The sequence below is a fragment of the Agarivorans sp. DSG3-1 genome (assembly GCF_046774965.1).
In the GTDB taxonomy this organism is placed as follows: Bacteria; Pseudomonadota; Gammaproteobacteria; order Enterobacterales; family Celerinatantimonadaceae; genus Agarivorans.
Genome location: NZ_CP177241.1, coordinates 3,479,525 through 3,498,555 on the forward strand (window position 1 = coordinate 3,479,525; position 19,031 = coordinate 3,498,555).

General features: G+C 44.8%; 18 protein-coding genes. 9 read left to right on the forward strand and 9 right to left on the reverse strand.

The features are described from left to right. Nucleotides 1-139: 139 nt before the first annotated feature. The 7 genes from ACLD71_RS16090 to rsxA are packed head-to-tail and all read right to left on the reverse strand — an operon-like array spanning nucleotide 140 to nucleotide 5,302. Nucleotides 140-406: an RnfH family protein gene (locus ACLD71_RS16090; RefSeq protein ID WP_303508955.1), complete on the reverse strand. Its 267-nt coding sequence runs from the start codon at nucleotides 404-406 to the stop codon at nucleotides 140-142. A gap of 2 nt (nucleotides 407-408) precedes the next feature. Continuing rightward, nucleotides 409-1,092, reverse strand: a complete 684-nt coding sequence (locus tag ACLD71_RS16095) for an electron transport complex subunit E (protein WP_411991333.1) — start codon at nucleotides 1,090-1,092, stop codon at nucleotides 409-411. Nucleotide 1,093: 1 nt separating this feature from the next. Continuing rightward, nucleotides 1,094-1,702: an RnfABCDGE type electron transport complex subunit G gene (locus ACLD71_RS16100; protein ID WP_411991334.1), complete on the reverse strand. Its 609-nt coding sequence runs from the start codon at nucleotides 1,700-1,702 to the stop codon at nucleotides 1,094-1,096. Nucleotides 1,703-1,704: 2 nt separating this feature from the next. Then, on the reverse strand, nucleotides 1,705-2,709 hold the full coding sequence (locus ACLD71_RS16105) for an RnfABCDGE type electron transport complex subunit D (RefSeq protein ID WP_411991335.1): 1,005 nt from the start codon (nucleotides 2,707-2,709) through the stop codon (nucleotides 1,705-1,707). Beyond that, nucleotides 2,702-4,177: an electron transport complex subunit RsxC gene (gene rsxC, locus ACLD71_RS16110; protein ID WP_411991336.1), complete on the reverse strand. Its 1,476-nt coding sequence runs from the start codon at nucleotides 4,175-4,177 to the stop codon at nucleotides 2,702-2,704. Before rsxC ends, ACLD71_RS16105 begins: the two co-directional genes overlap by 8 nt. Nucleotides 4,178-4,185: 8 nt before the next feature. Further along, nucleotides 4,186-4,710, reverse strand: coding sequence for an RnfABCDGE type electron transport complex subunit B (locus ACLD71_RS16115; protein WP_411991337.1), 525 nt, complete (start codon nucleotides 4,708-4,710; stop codon nucleotides 4,186-4,188). A gap of 13 nt (nucleotides 4,711-4,723) precedes the next feature. Next, entirely contained in the window at nucleotides 4,724-5,302 is a 579-nt protein-coding gene (gene rsxA, locus ACLD71_RS16120) for an electron transport complex subunit RsxA (protein WP_411991338.1), read from the reverse strand. Between the two features lie 310 nt (nucleotides 5,303-5,612). On the opposite strand from rsxA, the gene nifL reads away from it, so the two are divergent. The 9 genes from nifL to modC all read left to right on the forward strand — a co-directional run bounded on the left by nifL (nucleotide 5,613) and on the right by modC (nucleotide 14,580). After that, nucleotides 5,613-7,169 (forward strand): nitrogen fixation negative regulator NifL, encoded by a 1,557-nt coding sequence (gene nifL, locus ACLD71_RS16125; protein ID WP_411991339.1) that lies wholly within the window; start codon nucleotides 5,613-5,615, stop codon nucleotides 7,167-7,169. Next, nucleotides 7,169-8,716, forward strand: a complete 1,548-nt coding sequence (gene nifA / locus ACLD71_RS16130; protein ID WP_411991340.1) for a nif-specific transcriptional activator NifA — start codon at nucleotides 7,169-7,171, stop codon at nucleotides 8,714-8,716. The genes nifL and nifA overlap by 1 nt, the downstream gene beginning before the upstream one ends. 147 nt (nucleotides 8,717-8,863) lie before the next feature. Continuing rightward, nucleotides 8,864-10,168: a nitrogenase cofactor biosynthesis protein NifB gene (gene nifB, locus ACLD71_RS16135; RefSeq protein ID WP_411991341.1), complete on the forward strand. Its 1,305-nt coding sequence runs from the start codon at nucleotides 8,864-8,866 to the stop codon at nucleotides 10,166-10,168. After that, complete coding sequence (locus ACLD71_RS16140; RefSeq protein ID WP_411991342.1) at nucleotides 10,168-10,434, forward strand: ferredoxin; 267 nt, start codon at nucleotides 10,168-10,170, stop codon at nucleotides 10,432-10,434. Before nifB ends, ACLD71_RS16140 begins: the two co-directional genes overlap by 1 nt. Before the next feature lie 8 nt (nucleotides 10,435-10,442). Beyond that, nucleotides 10,443-11,066 carry a nitrogen fixation protein NifQ gene (locus ACLD71_RS16145; RefSeq protein ID WP_411991343.1) on the forward strand — a complete coding sequence of 208 codons (624 nt, stop codon included), beginning with the start codon at nucleotides 10,443-10,445 and terminating at the stop codon, nucleotides 11,064-11,066. Between the two features lie 482 nt (nucleotides 11,067-11,548). After that, nucleotides 11,549-12,382, forward strand: a complete 834-nt coding sequence (locus ACLD71_RS16150; RefSeq protein ID WP_411991344.1) for a TOBE domain-containing protein — start codon at nucleotides 11,549-11,551, stop codon at nucleotides 12,380-12,382. Between the two features lie 18 nt (nucleotides 12,383-12,400). Continuing rightward, nucleotides 12,401-13,168: a molybdate ABC transporter substrate-binding protein gene (modA, locus tag ACLD71_RS16155; RefSeq protein ID WP_411991345.1), complete on the forward strand. Its 768-nt coding sequence runs from the start codon at nucleotides 12,401-12,403 to the stop codon at nucleotides 13,166-13,168. Between the two features lie 27 nt (nucleotides 13,169-13,195). Then, nucleotides 13,196-13,876 carry a molybdate ABC transporter permease subunit gene (modB, locus tag ACLD71_RS16160; RefSeq protein WP_411991346.1) on the forward strand — a complete coding sequence of 227 codons (681 nt, stop codon included), beginning with the start codon at nucleotides 13,196-13,198 and terminating at the stop codon, nucleotides 13,874-13,876. Then, the gene (gene modC, locus ACLD71_RS16165; RefSeq protein ID WP_137673224.1) at nucleotides 13,867-14,580 is read left to right on the forward strand and encodes a molybdenum ABC transporter ATP-binding protein; all 714 of its coding nucleotides are present in this window, start codon (nucleotides 13,867-13,869) and stop codon (nucleotides 14,578-14,580) included. Before modB ends, modC begins: the two co-directional genes overlap by 10 nt. A 42-nt stretch (nucleotides 14,581-14,622) precedes the next feature. On the opposite strand, the gene ACLD71_RS16170 is transcribed toward modC, so the two are convergent. Together ACLD71_RS16170 and ACLD71_RS16175 are read right to left on the reverse strand one after the other, a co-directional pair. After that, nucleotides 14,623-17,727: an efflux RND transporter permease subunit gene (locus ACLD71_RS16170; protein WP_411991347.1), complete on the reverse strand. Its 3,105-nt coding sequence runs from the start codon at nucleotides 17,725-17,727 to the stop codon at nucleotides 14,623-14,625. Beyond that, the gene (locus ACLD71_RS16175; RefSeq protein ID WP_411991348.1) at nucleotides 17,727-18,839 is read right to left on the reverse strand and encodes an efflux RND transporter periplasmic adaptor subunit; all 1,113 of its coding nucleotides are present in this window, start codon (nucleotides 18,837-18,839) and stop codon (nucleotides 17,727-17,729) included. Before ACLD71_RS16175 ends, ACLD71_RS16170 begins: the two co-directional genes overlap by 1 nt. Nucleotides 18,840-19,031: the final 192 nt, after the last annotated feature.

Genomic DNA, 19,031 nt, shown 5'->3' on the forward strand with positions numbered 1-19,031 from the left:
ACAGACGATTGTTGTAAAGGTGACAGGGTTTGGCATGTAGATTGTGCTATTTATTACTTAGTGAGTTTGTTCTGGTTTCCAGTATCGATAACGAAAAAACACTGCGGGTACAGTGTTTGATGGAAATAAATGTAGCCTTTTAGTCATCTTCGTCGTCATCATCTTCAACGGGAGGGCTCCAAGTAATCGGTCGATAAATTTCTACTCTATCCCCTGCAACTAGTTGGCTCTCTAAGGTAACGAATTTACCAAACACACCTACCTTTTGCTTTTCTAGTTGGATCTCGGGGCACAAATCTAAAATACCTGATTGATGTAAAGCGTTAATCACGCTGCTTTCATTCACTACATCTACATTTATGCACAGTTGCTGCTGTGGGGTGGCATAAGCAATACTCACTAACATCACTACGCTCCTTCTGATTGTGCTGTAGGGCTTAGCTCGGGCGTAGCCATAGACTGTAGTTTTTGTTGAATAAGCCTATGCACGCTAAGTAAAATGCCTAATACAATAAAACCACCTGGCGGCAGTATCACTAACAGCAAGCCTCGGTAGTCAGGTATTACGGTAAACTCTATCGCCCTAAATGCTGCACCCAATAGAATATGAGCATCGGCGAACAGCGTTCCTGAGCCAATTATTTCTCTAATACCGCCCAAGAATACCAATACCCAAGTAAATCCAATGCCCATGGCTAAGCCGTCGACCACAGCAGGTAACGGTGCTTGGCGACTAGCGAATGATTCAACTCGACCTAAAATGGCACAGTTAGTCACGATTAATGGGATGAACAAGCCAAGCACTTTGTGTAGCGGATGAACCCAAGCATTAAGTACCATGTCGGTTATGGTGACTAAGGTTGCTATCATCAAAATGTTGATTGGGATCCGCACTGCGCGGCTAACATAATCTTTAGTTAAGGCGCTAATTAAGTTAGCTAATACCATAACAACTAAACTGGCCAGTCCTAAACCTAAGCCGTTTGTAGCGCTGGACGTTACGGCTAACAAGGGACACAAGGCTAAACATTGGCCCAGCACAACGTTGTTATTCCATAATCCGTCGGCAATTATGCGTTTGTATTGGCTCATGCTAGCTTCCTTGTTTAGTATTTAAATCTAACAGTGATTGATGCACTGCGTTTACCACAGCGCGCGGTGTGATGGTTGCGCCAGTAAATTGATCAAACTCACCACCATCTTTTTTTACCGCCCAGCCTTTGCTTGTAGTATTAGCTAAGCTTTTGTCGTTAAAACTTAATATCCAAGGGTTTTTGGCAAGTTCTATTTTGTCACCCAAGCCTGGTGTTTCGCTGTGGTTGAGTACTCTCACTCCGGTAATGCTTAATTCAGCGTTTACCCCAACTAAAAGGTTTATTGGGCCGGCATAGCCTTTGGCACTTAGTTGCACAACATAACCACTGGCCTGTTGTTGCTTATCTAAGGCGTTGTAAACAGTGTATGTGCGGTCATCAATGTTGAAGCTATGCTCGGTGGCGAGCAGAGAATTACTGTAATTTTGCTGCGGCATGACTAAGTCGATAGCTGCAAGTTTATCTTCGTTCACTCGCTGGGCGATGGCGGGTTCAGTAATGATGTTCAAGCCGAGCAGTAAAGCGCTTGAAATACCTACCGCAAAAGCTAAAGAGAGTGACTGATAGATACTACTGTTAATGTGTTTTTCTACGCAGGGTAAGGCCATTGTTACACTCCTTTATTGCGTCTAAATAGCGATTGAGCACCAAATATTTTTGGCCGAAGATAGTGGTCTATCACCGGAGTACAGGCATTCATTATTAGCACGGCAAAGGCCACGCCCTCGGGGTAACTACCAACGCTACGAATCAACCAGATCAACATACCGCAACCAGCACCAAACAAGAGTTGTCCGCGCGGACTGGTGGGGGATGTGACCATGTCAGTAGCAATAAAAAACGCCGCTAGCATTGCTCCGCCCGACAATAGATGAGAGATACCAGAAGCGTAATCATTAGGGCTTAGCATGTGAGCGATGGTCGCGGGAACAAATAATCCACCGATTAAGGCCAGTGGGATATAGGGCCGAATAATGCCTCGCCAGATCAAAAACACACCGCCTAGTGCAATCAGTAGAGCACTCGTTTCACCTAGGCTGCCTGCATGTTTTCCCAAGGCTAGATCTTGCCAATTAGTCAGCTGATTGAGATCAGCTAAAGGTGTTGCAGCGCTAATTCCATCAATGCCTAACCACGCTTGATTTAACATGATTCCTTGAGCCCCGATATCTGGAACTGAGATGGCTTGCCAGTTAGTGAGTTCAACGGGAAAACAAATCAGCAGCATTACGCGCCCTAGCATCGCGGGATTAAAGGGGTTATGCCCAAGACCACCATAAACTTGTTTGCCTAAAGTAATGGCAAAACAGCAACCAAAACTTGCTATCCACCATGGGGTACTTGCAGGAAGGCTCATTGCCAGCAACAAAGCCGTTAACAAGGCTGATCCATCTAAGGCCGCTAGGCTGCGTTTACCTTGTAATTGCAAACAAGCAAGCTCTGCGATTAAAGCGCTTATAACACAGGAAGCCAATACAGTGAGTGCCGGTAAACCAAATAGGTAAACGCCATAGAGCGCGGCGGGAAGCAGCGCCAACACCACTAAATACATAATATTTGTCGTAGAGGTACCCGAATGAGTATGTGGTGCGGCAATGGGATTGATTTTACTCATTAGTTTCTCCTTGGCTGACTCGAGCGCGAGCAGGGCGTTTACGTTTAGATGCTTTGGCTGCCTTTTTAGCTGCGGCTTCTTTGGCTAAGCGCTGCTGACGCGCCTCGGTTAGCTGGCGAGCTAAATTGGATTTTTGCATCATGCTACGTTGGGCATTGATATTAGATTTTGCATGCTGAAAATATTGAACCAGTGGAATACTAGAGGGGCATATATAGCTGCATGCTCCGCATAACAAACAGGAATCTAGGCCAAACTGCTGGGCACCCTGCCAATCATCGTGGTTACTATGAGCTGCCATTTGGAAGGGCATAAGCCCCATGGGGCACACCTTTACGCAGTTGCCGCAACGCACACAATCTTGGCTATTACGATGATTGATTTTGTCTTCGCTTAGCGCTAGCAAACCGCCAATACTTTTATCTATGGGCACAAACGGAGAAGGCAGCACTTGGCCCATCATCGGCCCACCTGCAATCATCCGCTTGGCTTCTACTTTTAGCCCGCCACATTCTGCAATTACCTGCGATACTAGGCTGCCAATGGGCACGGTAATGTTGGCCGGCGATTCAATTGCATCACCAGATACTGTGATCACGCGTTCGATCAAGGGGCGTTTGAATCGCACTGCTTGATAGATCGCTTTAGCCGTAGCAACGTTATGCACCAAAATACCTTGGGCAGTGCTGAGTTGGCCCGGTGGGATGGCTATGCCAGTGGCCGCTTTTATTAAATGCCGTTCTGACCCCATCGGATAAAGACTAGGGACGACTTTTATGCTGAAATTGCTAAAGTCTTCGCTAGCTGCATTTATCGCAGCGATAGCGTCAGGCTTGTTATCCTCGATAGCGATGATGGCTTTGTTTGCGCCAATGGCTTTAAGTATGATGTTGATACCCGCGATGATCTCTGCGGCATGCTCTTGCATTAAGCGGTCGTCGCAGGTTAAGTAGGGTTCACATTCACCGCCGTTAATCAGTAGCGTGTGCACCTTGGCTTTGCGCGCCAAACGGAGTTTAATTCCGCTGGGAAAACCAGCACCGCCTAAACCCACTACGCCTGCATCAAGTACCCGTTTTACTAATTGTTCATGGTCTAATTTTTGATAATCGCTTGGCGGGAAATCTTCTCCCCATTGTTTTTCGCCATTACAGGTAATGACCAAGGTTTGGCTTTTAATTCCTGCGGGGTGGCTACTTAGGTAAGGTTTTATATCTACTACTTTGCCGTTTACCGGCGAATGCAAAGGTACTGTCATGTCGTTACTGCCTTTAGCAATAAGCTGACCTTTAAATACTTCATCACCTACCGATACTAAGCAACTCAGCATAGACCCATTTCGTTGCTGCATGCCGAGGTAAACCCGGTCAGGAGTAAAGCTTCGGCTAATGCTTTGTTGCTGCGTTAACTCTTTGTACTCTTTGGGATGTACCCCGCCACTAAAAGGCTTGGGTTTTAAATTGAACATGGCTACTCCTAAGCGATTTTGGGTTTTGGCCATTGCCATGTGTTTAGCTGTATGGTTTGTGCTTGCATGGTTAAACAACCTTGAGGACAGGCTTTTTCACACAGCTTACATCCGGTACAAACTTGGCTTATTACCGTATGCATTTGTTTAGTTGCGCCTACAATGGCGTCAAAGGGACAGGCTTTAAAACAGCGGGTGCAACCGCTGCAGTTTGACTCGTCAATCACCGCCACTAGGGGAACGGCATCCGGGTTATTGCTTACTTCCACACCCAGTAAACCAGCAATACTGGTCGCTAATCCGTTACCGCCCGGCGGGCAACTGGTGGGGGACAGTCGGCCATCTACCATGGCTTCGGCTGCTTGGCGACAACCTGGCTCACCGCATTGGCCGCATTGACCTCCCGGTAACATGGCTTCTAGTTCATCCACCCTTGGGTCACCTTCAACCTTGAGCGCTTTAGACGCCCAGCCCAATAAGGCGCCTAAGGATGCGCCAATCAGAATTAGTACAACAATAGATACAATAATCATGGTAATACTCCTACTAACCCACCATGCCGCTAAACCCTATAAAGGCCATTGATAACAATCCTGCAGTAATAAAGGCGATAGGTAAGCCAGCGAAGGCAGCAGGTACTTTGGCGAGCTTTAAACGCTGTCTTAAACCTGCAAACAACACTATGACCAAACTAAAACCGGCGGCAGAGCCAAAGGCGTAACACAGGGTTTCAAGAAAATTCATGTTGTTTTGCACCACGAGTAGCGCCACCCCTAACACCGCGCAGTTTGTGGTAATAAGCGGTAAAAAAATCCCTAGGGCTTGATAAAGTTCTGGGCTGTTTTTTTGAATCAGCAACTCGGTGAGTTGCACAACTGCAGCAATCACCAGAATCAGAACTAGAATTCGCATTACCTGAATACCTAGAGGGGCTAGTAGCAAGGATTCAATAAGCCATGCAGCTACTGCGGCTAAACACAGCACAAAGGTAGTGGCTAAGCCCATACCTAAGGCGCTATCTATTTTGTTTGAGACACCCATGAATGGGCACAAACCTAAAAACTTTCCTAACACCACGTTGTTTACCACTGCGGTGCTAATAAAAATAAGTAGGTAGTCAGCCATTGTGTACTTCCTAAACTTGAGGATGGTTAACAATGCAATTGCAGGCTGTGTACCAAGTTGGTGAATTGCTCCGATATAGGGAGAGAAGCCTAGCTATTCATGGCCTTAGATAAAAACGATTCACATTTACCCGGGGCTTAAAGTGGTGATAAATACGACAATAATTACTGATAATTTACTTAAATTTGTTGTAAATCAAACAAAGTATTTCTAACTGAGCCCCGTGGCATGGCGATTTAGTTTCGGGAATACCGCTTGCATTGTGTGTTTATGTTCAGCAGTTAACTCAGCAATGCAAAGGATTGATTGGATGATGAATGAACTTAAATCAACCATGGAGCAAGCTTTTCAAGACTTGGCTCCCGTGAGTAAGAACGAGATCCTTGAACAGTGCTTTCAGATCTTAGAACAAATGCCAATGGCCATGTCGATAAGCGATTTAAAGGCGAACTTCCTATTCGTAAACAAACGCTTTTCTCAAGTAACTGGTTATTCGCCAAATGATTTGCTTGGCTGCAATCACTCTTTACTCAGTTTTAAAACCACTCCGCTAGACGTTTACCAAGAACTTTGGTCTTGCATAAGCACTGGTGGCAGTTGGCAGGGGCGGCTAATTAATCGCAAGAAAAATGGTCAGCGCTATTTAGCCGAACTATCTATTACCGGCTTATGCGATTCATCCGGAAACATCACTCATTACATGAGTGTGCATCAAGATATTAGTGAGCGGCACCAACACCAAACTAAGGCCGCTAATCAAAAAGCTATGGTTGAGGCTGTACTAAACACTGCACCAGTGGCAATAGCCTTAGTCGACGAATCCCACCAAGTGGTATTAGACAACTTGGCTTACAAAACCTTGCGCAGTGATTTTTCGCAAGAGCCGGTAAGTGTTGCGTTAACGCAACTAGGGCAGCGGATAAACAATGCTCATCATCAAACAGAAGAACCCTTTACCGAGGGACAAAACTTCAATATTGAAGTCGGCAAAGGAAAGCGTAAGCGCTGGTTCTCTTGCTGTTTGTCGTCTGTAAAAATAAGCGGTGCTGAGGTTGATGACTACTTTGTACCAAAGCGAGACCGCTATTTGGTGATCACCTTAAGTGAAGTAAGCCGTGAGCGTCGCCGCCAAGAGCAACAACGTTTAGCAGAGTTACAACGCTCTACCGCTGAATCAGAAGCGTTGCACAGTATGCAGGAAGCCTTGCATGCGGCTATTCACCAGATTCAGGGCCCGATAAACATGATTGATTCAGCACTGCAGATGTTTTGTGGTGGGGCTAATAGTTGTGCACGAACCAATGCGATGCAAGCTGGCTTAGAAGCGGGTCATGCTGCCATTGATCAATTACAAAGTGCCTTACCGGAAAAGCCGCAAGAAGCTGTACAGTCGGTAAACGTTAATCAGTTGGTGCATGAGGTGACTGAAATGAGTAACCAACGGTTGTTGTCTCGCAGTATCACCATGCAACTGAGCTTAAACGGTACGTTACCCCCCTTAAGTGGCCAGCCATCTCGATTACGGGTGGCTATAAAACAGCTTATTGATAACGCCATAGAAGCCATTGATTTAGCTAAGAAAACACGCCGTGAAATTGTATGCAGTACGCAACTGGTTGATGAAGATATTGAAATAACCGTTGAAGACAGTGGTCCAGGTATAAAAAAAGAGCTGCAACTCAAGGTTTTTGAACCTTTTTACAGCACCAAGCCCCTCAATAATAACGGTTGTAGGGGCGTGGGCTTGAGCATTGTGCAGCAAGTGGTGAGTGAGCATAGTGGCACGGTTCAATATCAATCAACCTCTTTAGGCGGCTGTAAAGCCCGCATCGTTCTTCCTCTACGTAGTATTAAGCGAGGTGAATAATGGAATATTCAACAAAACGCGAGTCACATATAGCAGAGAGTCACTTAGCCGCGTTGTACGACGTAAGCAGTGTGTTAACTAACAGTTTGGATTACCAACAAAGTGTCAGTAAAGTGCTGCAAGTACTGCACGACAAAGCCATGTTACAGCATGCCATGTTAGCGTTGATTGCTGAAAACGAACAAATGCTCAACATAGACTCTGTACATACGCCAAACCACGCTGGTGATAATGTGGCCAAGAATGTTCGGTATCGCCCCGGCGAAGGCATAGTGGGAACGGTACTAACTAAAAAACAACCTATTGTATTAAGCAAAGTGTCTAACGATTTACGCTTTGCCGACAAACTGGATCTTTACGCGCTAGATTTACCTTTTATAGCTGTGCCGATTAAAAAAGCTAATGAGGTACTGGGTGTATTAGCGGCCCAACCGCAAATAGACGATCCGCAAAAGCTCTCGTCGTTTACCCGTTTTCTTGAAATGACCGCGAACCTAATTGCTAAAAGTGTGTTGCTGGCGAAAGACGTGGCAGTACAAACCAATCAGCTAGAAGCTGAACGGGATAGGTTACGCAGAAAAGTCCGTAGCAACTACAGCATGGACAACATTGTTGGCCACTCACGGGTGATGCGACGCGTATTTGAGCAGATCCGTTTGGTATCTAAATGGGACAGCACAGTCTTAATTCGTGGGGAGTCGGGCACTGGTAAAGAGTTAATTGCTAACGCCATTCATTACAACTCGCCACGTGCAACAGGGCCATTTATAAAACTCAACTGCGCGGCGCTGCCCGACAACTTATTAGAGTCTGAGCTATTTGGTCACGAAAAAGGTGCGTTTACAGGGGCGGTAAAACAACGTAAAGGCCGTTTTGAAATGGCCGACGGTGGCACTTTATTTTTAGATGAGATTGGCGAAATCTCAGCTGCTTTTCAAGCTAAATTGCTTCGAGTATTACAAGAAGGGGAATTTGAGCGAGTGGGTAGCACTCAAACCATTAACGTGAATGTACGGATACTAGCGGCTACTAACCGTAACTTGGAAGAGGAAGTGAGGCAGGAACGCTTTCGCGAAGACTTGTATTATCGCCTGAACGTAATGCCTATGTTCCCGCCACCATTACGCGACCGTATCGAAGACTTACCCGATTTAGCGGAGTTTTTGATAGAAAAATTGGCTAAACAACAGCGCCGTGAACTGTCCTTAACCGACAGCGCCATAAGAATGATGATGGCCTACGACTGGCCAGGCAATGTGCGGCAACTGGAAAACTTGTTAGAACGGGCATCGGTAATGAGTGAGAGTGGGGTGATAGACCAAGACCTTATTGTACTAGATGGCTTAGATGGGCCTAAATTTAGCCCGCGAACCCCAGTAGATAAGCCCACTATAGATAACTCTGAGATGGATGAACGGGAAAGGGTTATTGCAGCATTAGAACAAGCCGGTTGGGTGCAAGCAAAAGCCGCGCGTTTACTCAATATGACCCCGAGGCAAATTGCATATCGGATTCAAGTGATGAACATTAACGTTCGCCAAATGTAAGTTGATTGGCTGTCGTATTTACTACAAATACGACAGCCAATGCTTTTTCCTAAAGTTTTATTACTCATAACTATTTGTATTTTATGCATTTAATTATTGGAATAAGCTTTGCAACGTAAACAATAAAGTATCTAACAAGGAAGCTTTATGACTTTACAACACTTAAGGCAGAGCCAAACCAAACAGCCTGTAAGCGCTGAAGCTCAAGCCGCTTTAGTAGCAAAGCATCCTTGCTTTTCTAAAGAGGGTCACCGTTATGCAAGAATGCACTTACCGGTAGCGCCAGCCTGTAATATTCAGTGTAATTACTGCAACAGAAAGTTTGATTGCAGCAACGAAACCCGTCCTGGCGTAGTGTCTAAGTTACTATCTCCCGCTATGGCAGCACGACGTTTTGAAAAAGTAAAACAACATGTACCAGAGACTCAGGTTGTTGGAATAGCCGGGCCGGGAGATCCTTTGGCCAACCCAAACGCAACCCTCGCCAGCTTGAAGGCTATCTCCAAAATAGACGAAGACGTGCATTTGTGCGTATCAACAAACGGTTTAGCGTTGGTTGATCAGCTTGATGCATTGCTTGCCTCTGGCGTAAAACATCTCACTATTACCATTAATTGTATCGACGCTGATATAGGGCAAAAAATCTATCCTTGGGTGTACTTTAATCAACAACGCTTACGCGGACGCAAAGCTGCTCAAACCCTGATAGATAGGCAATTATTGGGCTTAGAGGCTGCCATAAAGGCGGGTATGTTAGTTAAAGTAAATACCGTGTTGATCCCAGGGATCAATGATTTCCATATTGATTCTTTAGCTAAAGAATTAGGTCGATTTGGGGCGTTTATCCATAACATTATGCCGCTTATTTCCGACCCCGCCCACGGTACTTACTTTGGTTTAATGGGGCAGCGTGAACCGAGCAAACAGGAATTAGATTTAGCCCGCCAAAGTGCCGGTCAAAGTATGGCGCAAATGACTCACTGCCAACAATGCAGAGCCGATGCAGTAGGCAAACTGGGTCAAGACATCGACCTTGCCGCAATTGAACAAGGTAGCGCTGTAGCCAATTCAACACTTCGAGTAGCAGTGGCGACCAGTAGTAACCAACTAATTGACCAGCATTTTGGTCACGCAACTCAGTTTTTAAGCTATTTGGTAAGCGCAGAGAGTATTGAACAACAAAGCGTTGATTGGCAGCAATACTGTTCCGGCAGTGATCAGTGTGCTGACGACAAGCAACAAGACTTAAACCAGCTTAGCCAGTTCAATACCGTATTGTGCAGCAGAATTGGTCACACACCTTTGCAAGAGCTGTCTGACTTGGGCGTAGAGGTGAATACCAAATATGCCTTGCGAGAGATTAAAGAGGCTTTGTTAGAGATACAACAATCGCTTATTAATCAAGTAAAGCCTGCCAAGCGAACTGTATGTAACGCCGGGGAGTGTAGCTAATGTCAGTATCTATTACTAAAGCCTGTATAGCATGTTTTGCGTGTAAAGAAGTGTGCCCTCAAAAGGCCATCTCAAGTGGCCAATCGGCCTTTTCTGTGATTACCCATCGCTGTAACGAATGCAGCGATAACCCTAATGGACCGCAGTGCGCGCATATATGCCCAGTTGAAACGGCGATTGTCGACAACAAAGGCCAGGCGCTTAACCCTCCCGGTTCACTAACGGGTTTGCCCCAAGATCTTAACGTGATCGCCTTATCAAACTAGGAGCGCTTATGGAACAACAAGTGTTTGATTCAACGAATGGTTTAATAGGTAACGACTGGATGCAAGCCTTAACTAAAGTCTGTTATCCAATGTCTTTGCATAACCGCAATTGGTTTAAACAAATTATTAGCGCACAGCTGAGTGGTGAAGCAGCCTTGCCCTACGGAGTAGGCTTAGACAACTCGTGCTATTTAGATTTAAAACGCGCCATCAATAATAGCGAGATCGAAAATCTAGAATTGCTATGGAAGCAACCGTTCAAGGAGAGCTTGCGAAAACGCGCTAACGTACTGAGTGAGGTATGTAGCCTGCGCGCCCAGGAACGCAACGAACTAATAGCAGTGTTGGTGGAGCACGCTAATCACAAAGCACCTTACGCCTTGCAAATGGCCATTATTGTGGCTACCGCGTGTTTGTCTCAATCCCACCTTTGGCGAAGTTTAGGCCTAAAACATAGAGACGAACTAGGCGCTTTGTTGAAGTACAATTTTCCTGAGTTACACGCAATGAACACCAACAACATGCGGTGGAAACGCTTCTTTTATCGCTATTTGTGTCAGCAGGGCGGTGATTTTGTTTGTAGAGCGCCAAGTTGTGCTCAATGCCCGACCTATAGCGAATGCTTTGTTTAATTAAACGCCTCTATGTTGCTTATGAGGTTTGATATTTAGCATAGAGCGTTTGGATACTAAATAGTTTGCTCGCTAACTCTAAGTGTCTATCGCTCGGCTAATCTTTCAATCTTTTCTTACATTAAAGAGGGATTTTGGTCCTCCAACTACTCACATCTAACACCTCTTATGTTTAGCCTGTCATTACTGGTTAGCTAAACTCTGTACTTCCAATAATCAGTTCAAATTCAATCTATTACAAAGATTAATACCCTTACCGGTAAACAGTATATTTGGTTCGTTGTATAGCTAACAATACAGCGCTTTTTGTTGTTTCCACGACATAAGTTAACAAGATAGGTAGTTCCTCATCGCCCGTTTCTATGGGCTTTCAGGCCGATTCTGGCTTTGGCGCTGGATTTGCAATCAACCTTATACAAGCCCTCTAAACTATTGCTCAAGGCATTTAGCCAAGCAGTAGTTAGCGTTATATAGGTAAGACTATGACGGTGAATCAATTAAAAAACGCGGTGCCCTTAATGGGCAAAATAAAACTATGTAGTGAGTTAGGCCCCTTCCTCAGCGACAAACGAATAAAACTACTAGAAGCGGTGGTGGAACATGGCTCATTAAGCGCTGCGGCTAAATCTATTCCTATGTCTTACAAAGCGGCATGGGACGCCTTAGATGCCATAAATAATCTGTCTGAAAAGCCGCTGGTCGTTAAGCAAAGTGGTGGCAAACATGGCGGAGGCACCCAATTAACCGACTATGGATTAAGCCTACTTAGTTTATACAAAGCGCTAGAACTCGAATATCAACAGGCGTTTGAGCAGTTAAAACCTACCTTGCAACAACCTAGTGCCGAGCAACTCAATGTGGCTGATTTTCGCTTATTAATGCGTCGAATGAGTTTACGTAGTAGCGCACGAAATCAATTACTTGGTCAGGTAGTGATGATAGATAAAAAAGCGGTGAACAGCTTTGTGAAGGTAGCAATTAGCCAGCACCTTACGGTAAATGCAGTGCTAAGTAACGAGTCTGTAGAACTTTTGAATTTGAGTTTTGGTAGTCAAGTCTTGTGCCTCATAAAAGCGTCACAAGTCAGTTTGCATCGAGGCGCCGAGGTCGCAAAAAATAACGTTAACCAGTTTGTTGGACGCGTTAGCAGAATTAACGAGGGAGAAGATAAGTTAGATATTACTGTGCAACTGGCAGAACAAAAAACTTTGTCGGCGATTGTATCTAGCGCGTCTGCCGCACAGCTAAACATCAACGAAGCCAGTCAGGTAGCGTTATCGTTTAATGCTTCGTCGGTAATTATTTGTAGTTATTAATCTAAAAGGACGTTTGTAATGAAAAAATCTATAACTAAGTATTTCCCCCAAGCGGCGCTTGCGGTGATGTTTTTATTTAGTTCTGATTTTGTTGAAGCCGCAGAAGTAAAAGTAGCGGTGGCAGCAAATTTTTATAAACCAGTGCTAGCCATTGCCGATCAATACCAACAAGAAACGGGGCATCAAGTTAGCGTATCAGCAGGCTCTACAGGCAAGCTATACGCCCAAATAAAAAATGGCGCACCATTTGAAGTATTTTTAGCCGCAGACCAAAAACGCCCAAGTTTATTAGTTGAACAAGGTTTGGCAAAAGCCAGCAGTCAATTTACCTACGCTAAAGGCACGCTAGTACTGTGGTCAAGTAAACCTGAGCTAGTGGATGCTAGGGGTGAAGTATTAAACAGTGAAATAAAACACCTTGCTATTTGTAACCCTAAAACTGCGCCTTACGGAGCGGCGGCGGTAAGCGCTTTGCAGCATTTAGGTATCTACCAGCAGTTGCAAAGCAAATTTGTTGAAGGGCAATCAGTTGGGCAGACCTATCAGCAGATCAGTTCCGGCGCAGTGGATTTAGGCTTTGTCGCATTATCTCAGGTGCTTGTAGATAGTAAGTTAAGTCGCGGATCAATGTGGCTGGTACCAAGCAAGTTGTATGCTCCGATAAAACAAGACGCAGTATTACTTAATAAGGGCGATAGCAACCCGGCCGCTCAAGAGTTTATTGATTACTTACGTGAGAATCAAATCACCGCTTTAATTAAAGGTTTTGGTTACGAAGTCGAGTAACAAGCCGCTGAGGCAAAGGAGCTTTATATGCCTGATTTAGTCGTCGTTTATCTTACTCTTAAACTCGCGAGTGTGGTTACGCTAATTTTGTTAATCGTGGCTACTCCACTAGCGTGGTGGATGTCGCAAACTCAGTCTCCATATAAGTCGATAGTAGGCGCTATGTTTGCTTTGCCTTTAGTGCTTCCTCCAACGGTATTAGGTTTTTACTTATTGCTATTGCTTGGGCCAAATGGCGCATTGGGCGTATTGTCTGAGTTTGTTGGCATAGGAGCGTTGCCTTTTACTTTCACTGGAATAGTGATTGCCTGTGTGGTGCATACTTTGCCATTTGTGGTTCAACCTATGCAAAATGCTTTTGAAGCAATAGGGAAACGACCATTGGAAGTCGCAAAAACGCTTCGAGCCAGCCCAAGCCTGGTATTTTGGAAGGTGGCATTTCCATTAGCTCGACCAGGTTTTTTTGCCGCTGCTATTCTCGGTTTCTGCCATACCATCGGTGAATTTGGTGTGGTGTTGATGATTGGCGGAAATATCGCCGGCGAAACCCGTGTTATGTCGATTGATATTTATAACCACGTAGAAGCGCTTGAATACAGCCAAGCTCATTGGTTAGCGGGTGGCATGTTGGTGTTTTCTTTTGTTGCCTTACTGCTGATATATAGCCTAAATGATTTCGTCAAAAGGAGGCTTACTCAATGTGCTTAGAGTTATCTTTAGATTCGCAGCGAGGTGATTTTAGTTTAAACATAGATATTACCTTACCGCCTTCCGGGGTGTCGGTACTGTTTGGGCCCTCAGGTTCAGGAAAAACCTCTTGTTTAAGAGCAATGGCGGGCTTAGACCGTTTCGCAGGTGGTTATTTTTCGCTTAACGGAGAGGTGTGGCAAGATGATAAAAACAACATTTGGCTTGATTGTTATCAACGTGAAATTGGCTATGTGTTTCAAGAAGCGAGCTTGTTTCCTCATTTAAATGTAGAGAAAAACCTGCTATTTGGTTATCGCTTAGTGCAGCCGGATAAACGCCAAGTAAGCATTAGTGATACCTGTGAGTTACTTAGTATTTCTCACTTACTTAAACGCCGAGTTACTTCTTTATCTGGTGGAGAGAGGCAACGTGTTGCCATTGCAAGAGCGCTATTAAGCTCACCAAAATTGTTACTCATGGACGAGCCCTTATCAGCGTTAGACGCAAAACTTAAGCAAGAGATCATTCCTTATCTAGAGCAATTACATCGGCAATTATCGATACCAGTTGTTTACGTTAGTCATGACATAGAGGAAGTGAAACAACTGGCCGATTACATGATTTTGTTAGAAAAAGGCCAAGTGGTGAGTCAAGCTTATGTGAGCAATTTTCAGCTAAACATAGAACCTGCGGTTACTCAGCATTATCTAAAAGCCGTATAAAAAAGGCCAATGCCAGATGGCATTGGCCTAATTGCCTATTCACTATGGTTGGCTAGTCTGATCGTTTGCTATTTCTTGTTCTAATAGCTGAGTAACATGCCCTGGCGAATGGGTTGAGCGAGCCAGCAGTTGATACATCGCGGGTATAACCAACAAGCTAACTACCGAAGCGAAGGCCATACCAAATAACACCACTGTGCCTACTGAAATTCGACTTTCGGCCCCAGCACCAGTAGAGATAATTAGCGGTACCGCGCCAGCTACGGTAGTAAACGCAGTCATCATAATAGGGCGTAAGCGTCGCGATGCTGCTTCTACAATCGCTTGGTTAAACTCGATGCCGCGGTCGCGAAGTTGGTTGGCATACTCAACAATTAAAATGCCGTTTTTGGTCACCATGCCTATTAGCATAATCATCGCGATTTGACTGTAAATGTTCAGGCTTTCGCTCATGAAGTACATGCCTGCTAAGCCACCAAATACGCCCATGGGTACCGTTAGCATTACCACCATAGGGTTGATAAAGCTTTCAAATTGGGCGGCTAATACCAAATAGGCAACCAACAGCGCTAATGCAAATATGATTAGGGTACTGCTTTGGTTTTCTTTGTAGTCTTTTGATTCGCCGCTAAAATCGATAGAAATGTCGCTAGGCAGTTCATCTATTGCAAGTTGTTCTAAATAATCTAAGGCCTCACCTAGGGTATAACCTTGATTAACCGTACCTGAAATAGTCACCGCGCGTTGTTTGTTTAAACGACTAAGTCTACCGGCTGAAGCCACTTCTTCTAGTTGCGTTACGCTGTCTAAGGTAATTAAGCTGCCGTTAGCTGCACGTAAGTAAATTTTGCTGAGATCTGTCGCGCTGTTAAAGCCTTCTTCGCCGCCACGTAAGTAAACGTCGTATTCTTCGCCACGATCTACAAAGGTCGTTTCACTGCGACCGCCCAGCATTATTTCTAAGGTGTCTGATATTTCGCTTACACTTACGCCCAGTTCAGCGGCACGTTGGCGATCAATCTTCACAATAAGTTCTGGTGTTTTTTCTGAATAGTTAGTGTCTATAGTGCTAATTATTGGATGAGACTCGGCGTGTTCTAAAATCACCTGTCCCCAATGATTTAATTCTTCAAAGCTAGAACCGGCCAATACAAACTGTATCGGATCGTCAGATTTACCTCTAAACCCTGGCTGCATAGGCCGTATCGAGATATCAGCAATGTTGGATAAGGTTTTACGCATTAGATTCACCACGTCACCTGCGTTTTGCTCTCGCTCAGCCCAGTCTTCTAACTGCACAATAATAAAAGCCGTGTTATCTCCCGCCCGTCCACCAAAAGCGGGGGTTTGCATATTAAAGGATTTAATCAAGCCTTGGCCGACCAAAGGCATGATTTGCTGCTCGACTTGGTCAATGTTTTTGGTCATGCGGTCGTAGCTGGTGCCTTCAGCACCTTTTACCATAATAAACACCACGCCTCGGTCTTCTACCGGTGCAAGTTGCGACGGAATTCCTTGCATAAAAGCGATACTACCTAGCACACACAACACAATGGCAGTGGGGCCAGCAGTGCGAGTGGCTATGATTTTTCGTAATAACCTTTGATAAGCTGGGATCAGTTTTGCAAAGGCTTTATCCATATAAGCACTTATGCGACTTGGTTTAGCATTTAAGCTTAATAGTTTGCTACTGAGCACGGGGGTGAGAGTTAATGCGATTAGCGAAGAAAAAATAACCGCTACCGATAACAGCACCGAAAACTCGGTAAACATTTTACCTACCATCCCGTCCATATAAGCGATAGGTAGAAAAACCATCACCAAAACAAGGGTTGTAGCAATAACGGCAAAACCTACCTCGCGCGTTCCTCGATAAGCTGCCAACAAGGGTGGAGTACCTTGCTCTATGTGGTGGTAGATGTTTTCCACCACCACAATGGCGTCATCCACCACCAAGCCAATCGCTAAAATCAGTGCCATTAAAGTAATGAGGTTGATGGAAAAGCCAAAACTTTGTGCGGCAATAAACGCAGCAATTAACGACACCGGTACAGTAATTGCCGGGATAATGGTGATTTTTGCTTGGCCAAGGAATATATACAGAACCAGCACCACAAGCGCACCCGTGATCATGAGGGTTTGGTAAACTTCGTCTATCGCCTGGTCAATAAACACCGTTGAATCGTAGTCTACCTTAAGCTCTGTTCCGTCTGGCACAAAGCGTTGTAGTCGTTCTACTTCTTTGGTGACTTTAGTGGCCACTTCTAAAGGGTTGGCATCTAATTGAGTAACAATGCCTAGGCTTAGGTTTAAAATACCGTCACTTTTAAAGGTGGAGTTTTCATTCTCTGCACCGATAAATACACTGGCTACGTCTTTCAGATAAACGTGTGTTCCGTCTTCGCTAGTGCGGATCCGTAAGTAATCAAAGTCCTCTGGTTCAGCGTATAAGCGTTCAGTTCGCACCGACATTACCGTGGTGTCGTTACGAATTTCGCCACCGGGTAGCTCTAAGTTCTCACGATTAAGCGCCGCGACAATGTCACTTGGTGTGACTTGTCGACCAGCCATAAGGGTAGGGTCGAGTTTTACGTACATTACCTTATAAAGTGCGCCGGTTAAATCCACTGAACTCACACCGCTAATTAAGTTAAAGCGGTCAATCAATACCCGTTCTGCATAATCGGTTAGCTCGGTACGATCCATTATGCTGGAGTTTAAATTGATATATATCGAGGCTTCGCCCGAGCCGTTATCCTTAGATACTACAGGGTCGGTAATGTCGTCTGGCAAACTACGTTTGGCTCGTTCCACTGCGTCACGAACATCGCTCACGCCTTCGGTTAATGGCCAACCAAGCAAAAACGTTACGGTGACTCGCGACATTCCGTTTCGAGATACAGAGTCAATTTGGTCAATACCACTTATGCCAGACAGCTGGTCTTCAATAACCGAGGTAATTTGGCTATCGATAATGGTGGCAGATACGCCTTCATAGCCAGTAGAAATGGTAACCACCGGGTTTTCTACATCTGGCATTTCCCGAACTGCCAATTGGCTAAACGATACTAGACCGAATACACACAGTAAAAGGCTAAGTACAATTGCTACTACTGGGCGCTTAACCGAAACATCAGATAACCACATTAAATCGCTTCCTGTTCATCATGAGTTATCGATTCGCTAGACGGTTTAGCATTCTCATTCTTGGCGATTTGCTGCTCTACGTTTCTTACCTTTGCTCCATCTCTTATATTAACCAAGCCTTGTATAACAATGTTGTCGTGCAAGCTGATACCTTGGTCGATGAGTACAAAATTGTTAATACGTGCACCGAGTTGAACTTCAGTACGATGTGCAATGTGTTGCTCATCTACCACATAAACGTAGCGCTTAGTGCCTGAATACTCGATAGCTTGCACCGGGACCATCGCTTGGGTAGCTGGCGGTAAGGTAAGCGTTGCTCGCATCATCATGCCGGGCTTTAATTGGTCACTGGTGTTGTCAAATGCGACTCGAACCTTAAGATTCAGCGTATCGCTGTCTACCCTTGGGTCGATAACATCGATGCTGCCAGTAAAATTTTGCTGAGACCATGCAGGTGTAGAGGCTTGAATAATCATGCCCTTTTCTAATAGAGACAAGTACTGGTCTGGTACGTTTAAATCTAGCTGCAGGTCTTGTAGGTTATCTAAGTTTAATAGGCTTTGATTCGCACTCACTAAAGCGCCTTTGCTTATATCGACTAAGCCGATCACACCAGAGAATGGAGCGGTTAAGCTGTGATCATCTAAGTCTGACTGTGCTGATGTTACCCGTGCCTTGGCGATGATCACGCTAGCGAACTGGGCGTCAAAGCTAGTTTGCGATACGGCTTTACGTTTTAGCAGTTGCTCAAATTCGTGTAGCTTACGCTGTTCATCGGCTAAGTAGGCTTTAGCTTCATCTAATAGTGCTTTAGCTTTAATACTATTTAGCTCTATCAGTACCTCGCCTTGTTTAACCCGTTGATTTGAACTTACGTTAATTTTTTCGATTTTGCCGGTTACCTCGGCAGCTATTGATACTGATTGTCGTGCACTTAAGGTTCCAATCAAGCTGAGTTCTTGAGACAAACTATGTTGTTGTACGTCTTCTGTTGTCACTAGCGTAGGTGCAGCGCGACGAGGTGCATTATTCGAATTAGATTGCTGGTTGATAAAAATTAACGCCAGCATGCTAACGATTAGAACTGGCGGTACCACAAAACGTAAATACATGAGAATCCATACAGCATAGAAAGTAACCCTATTTTACGTTTTGTTGTTTCAGCTCGCGTAAAGCGAATGTAAAGAAATGCAAAGCTTTATCTTTACACTATTCCACATATGTCCCTTAAATCTTGTGTTTATGCTAATAATGACACCTAAATCGATGAAAAAGGCAGAGGCGGGTTCAGTAGCATTAAATGA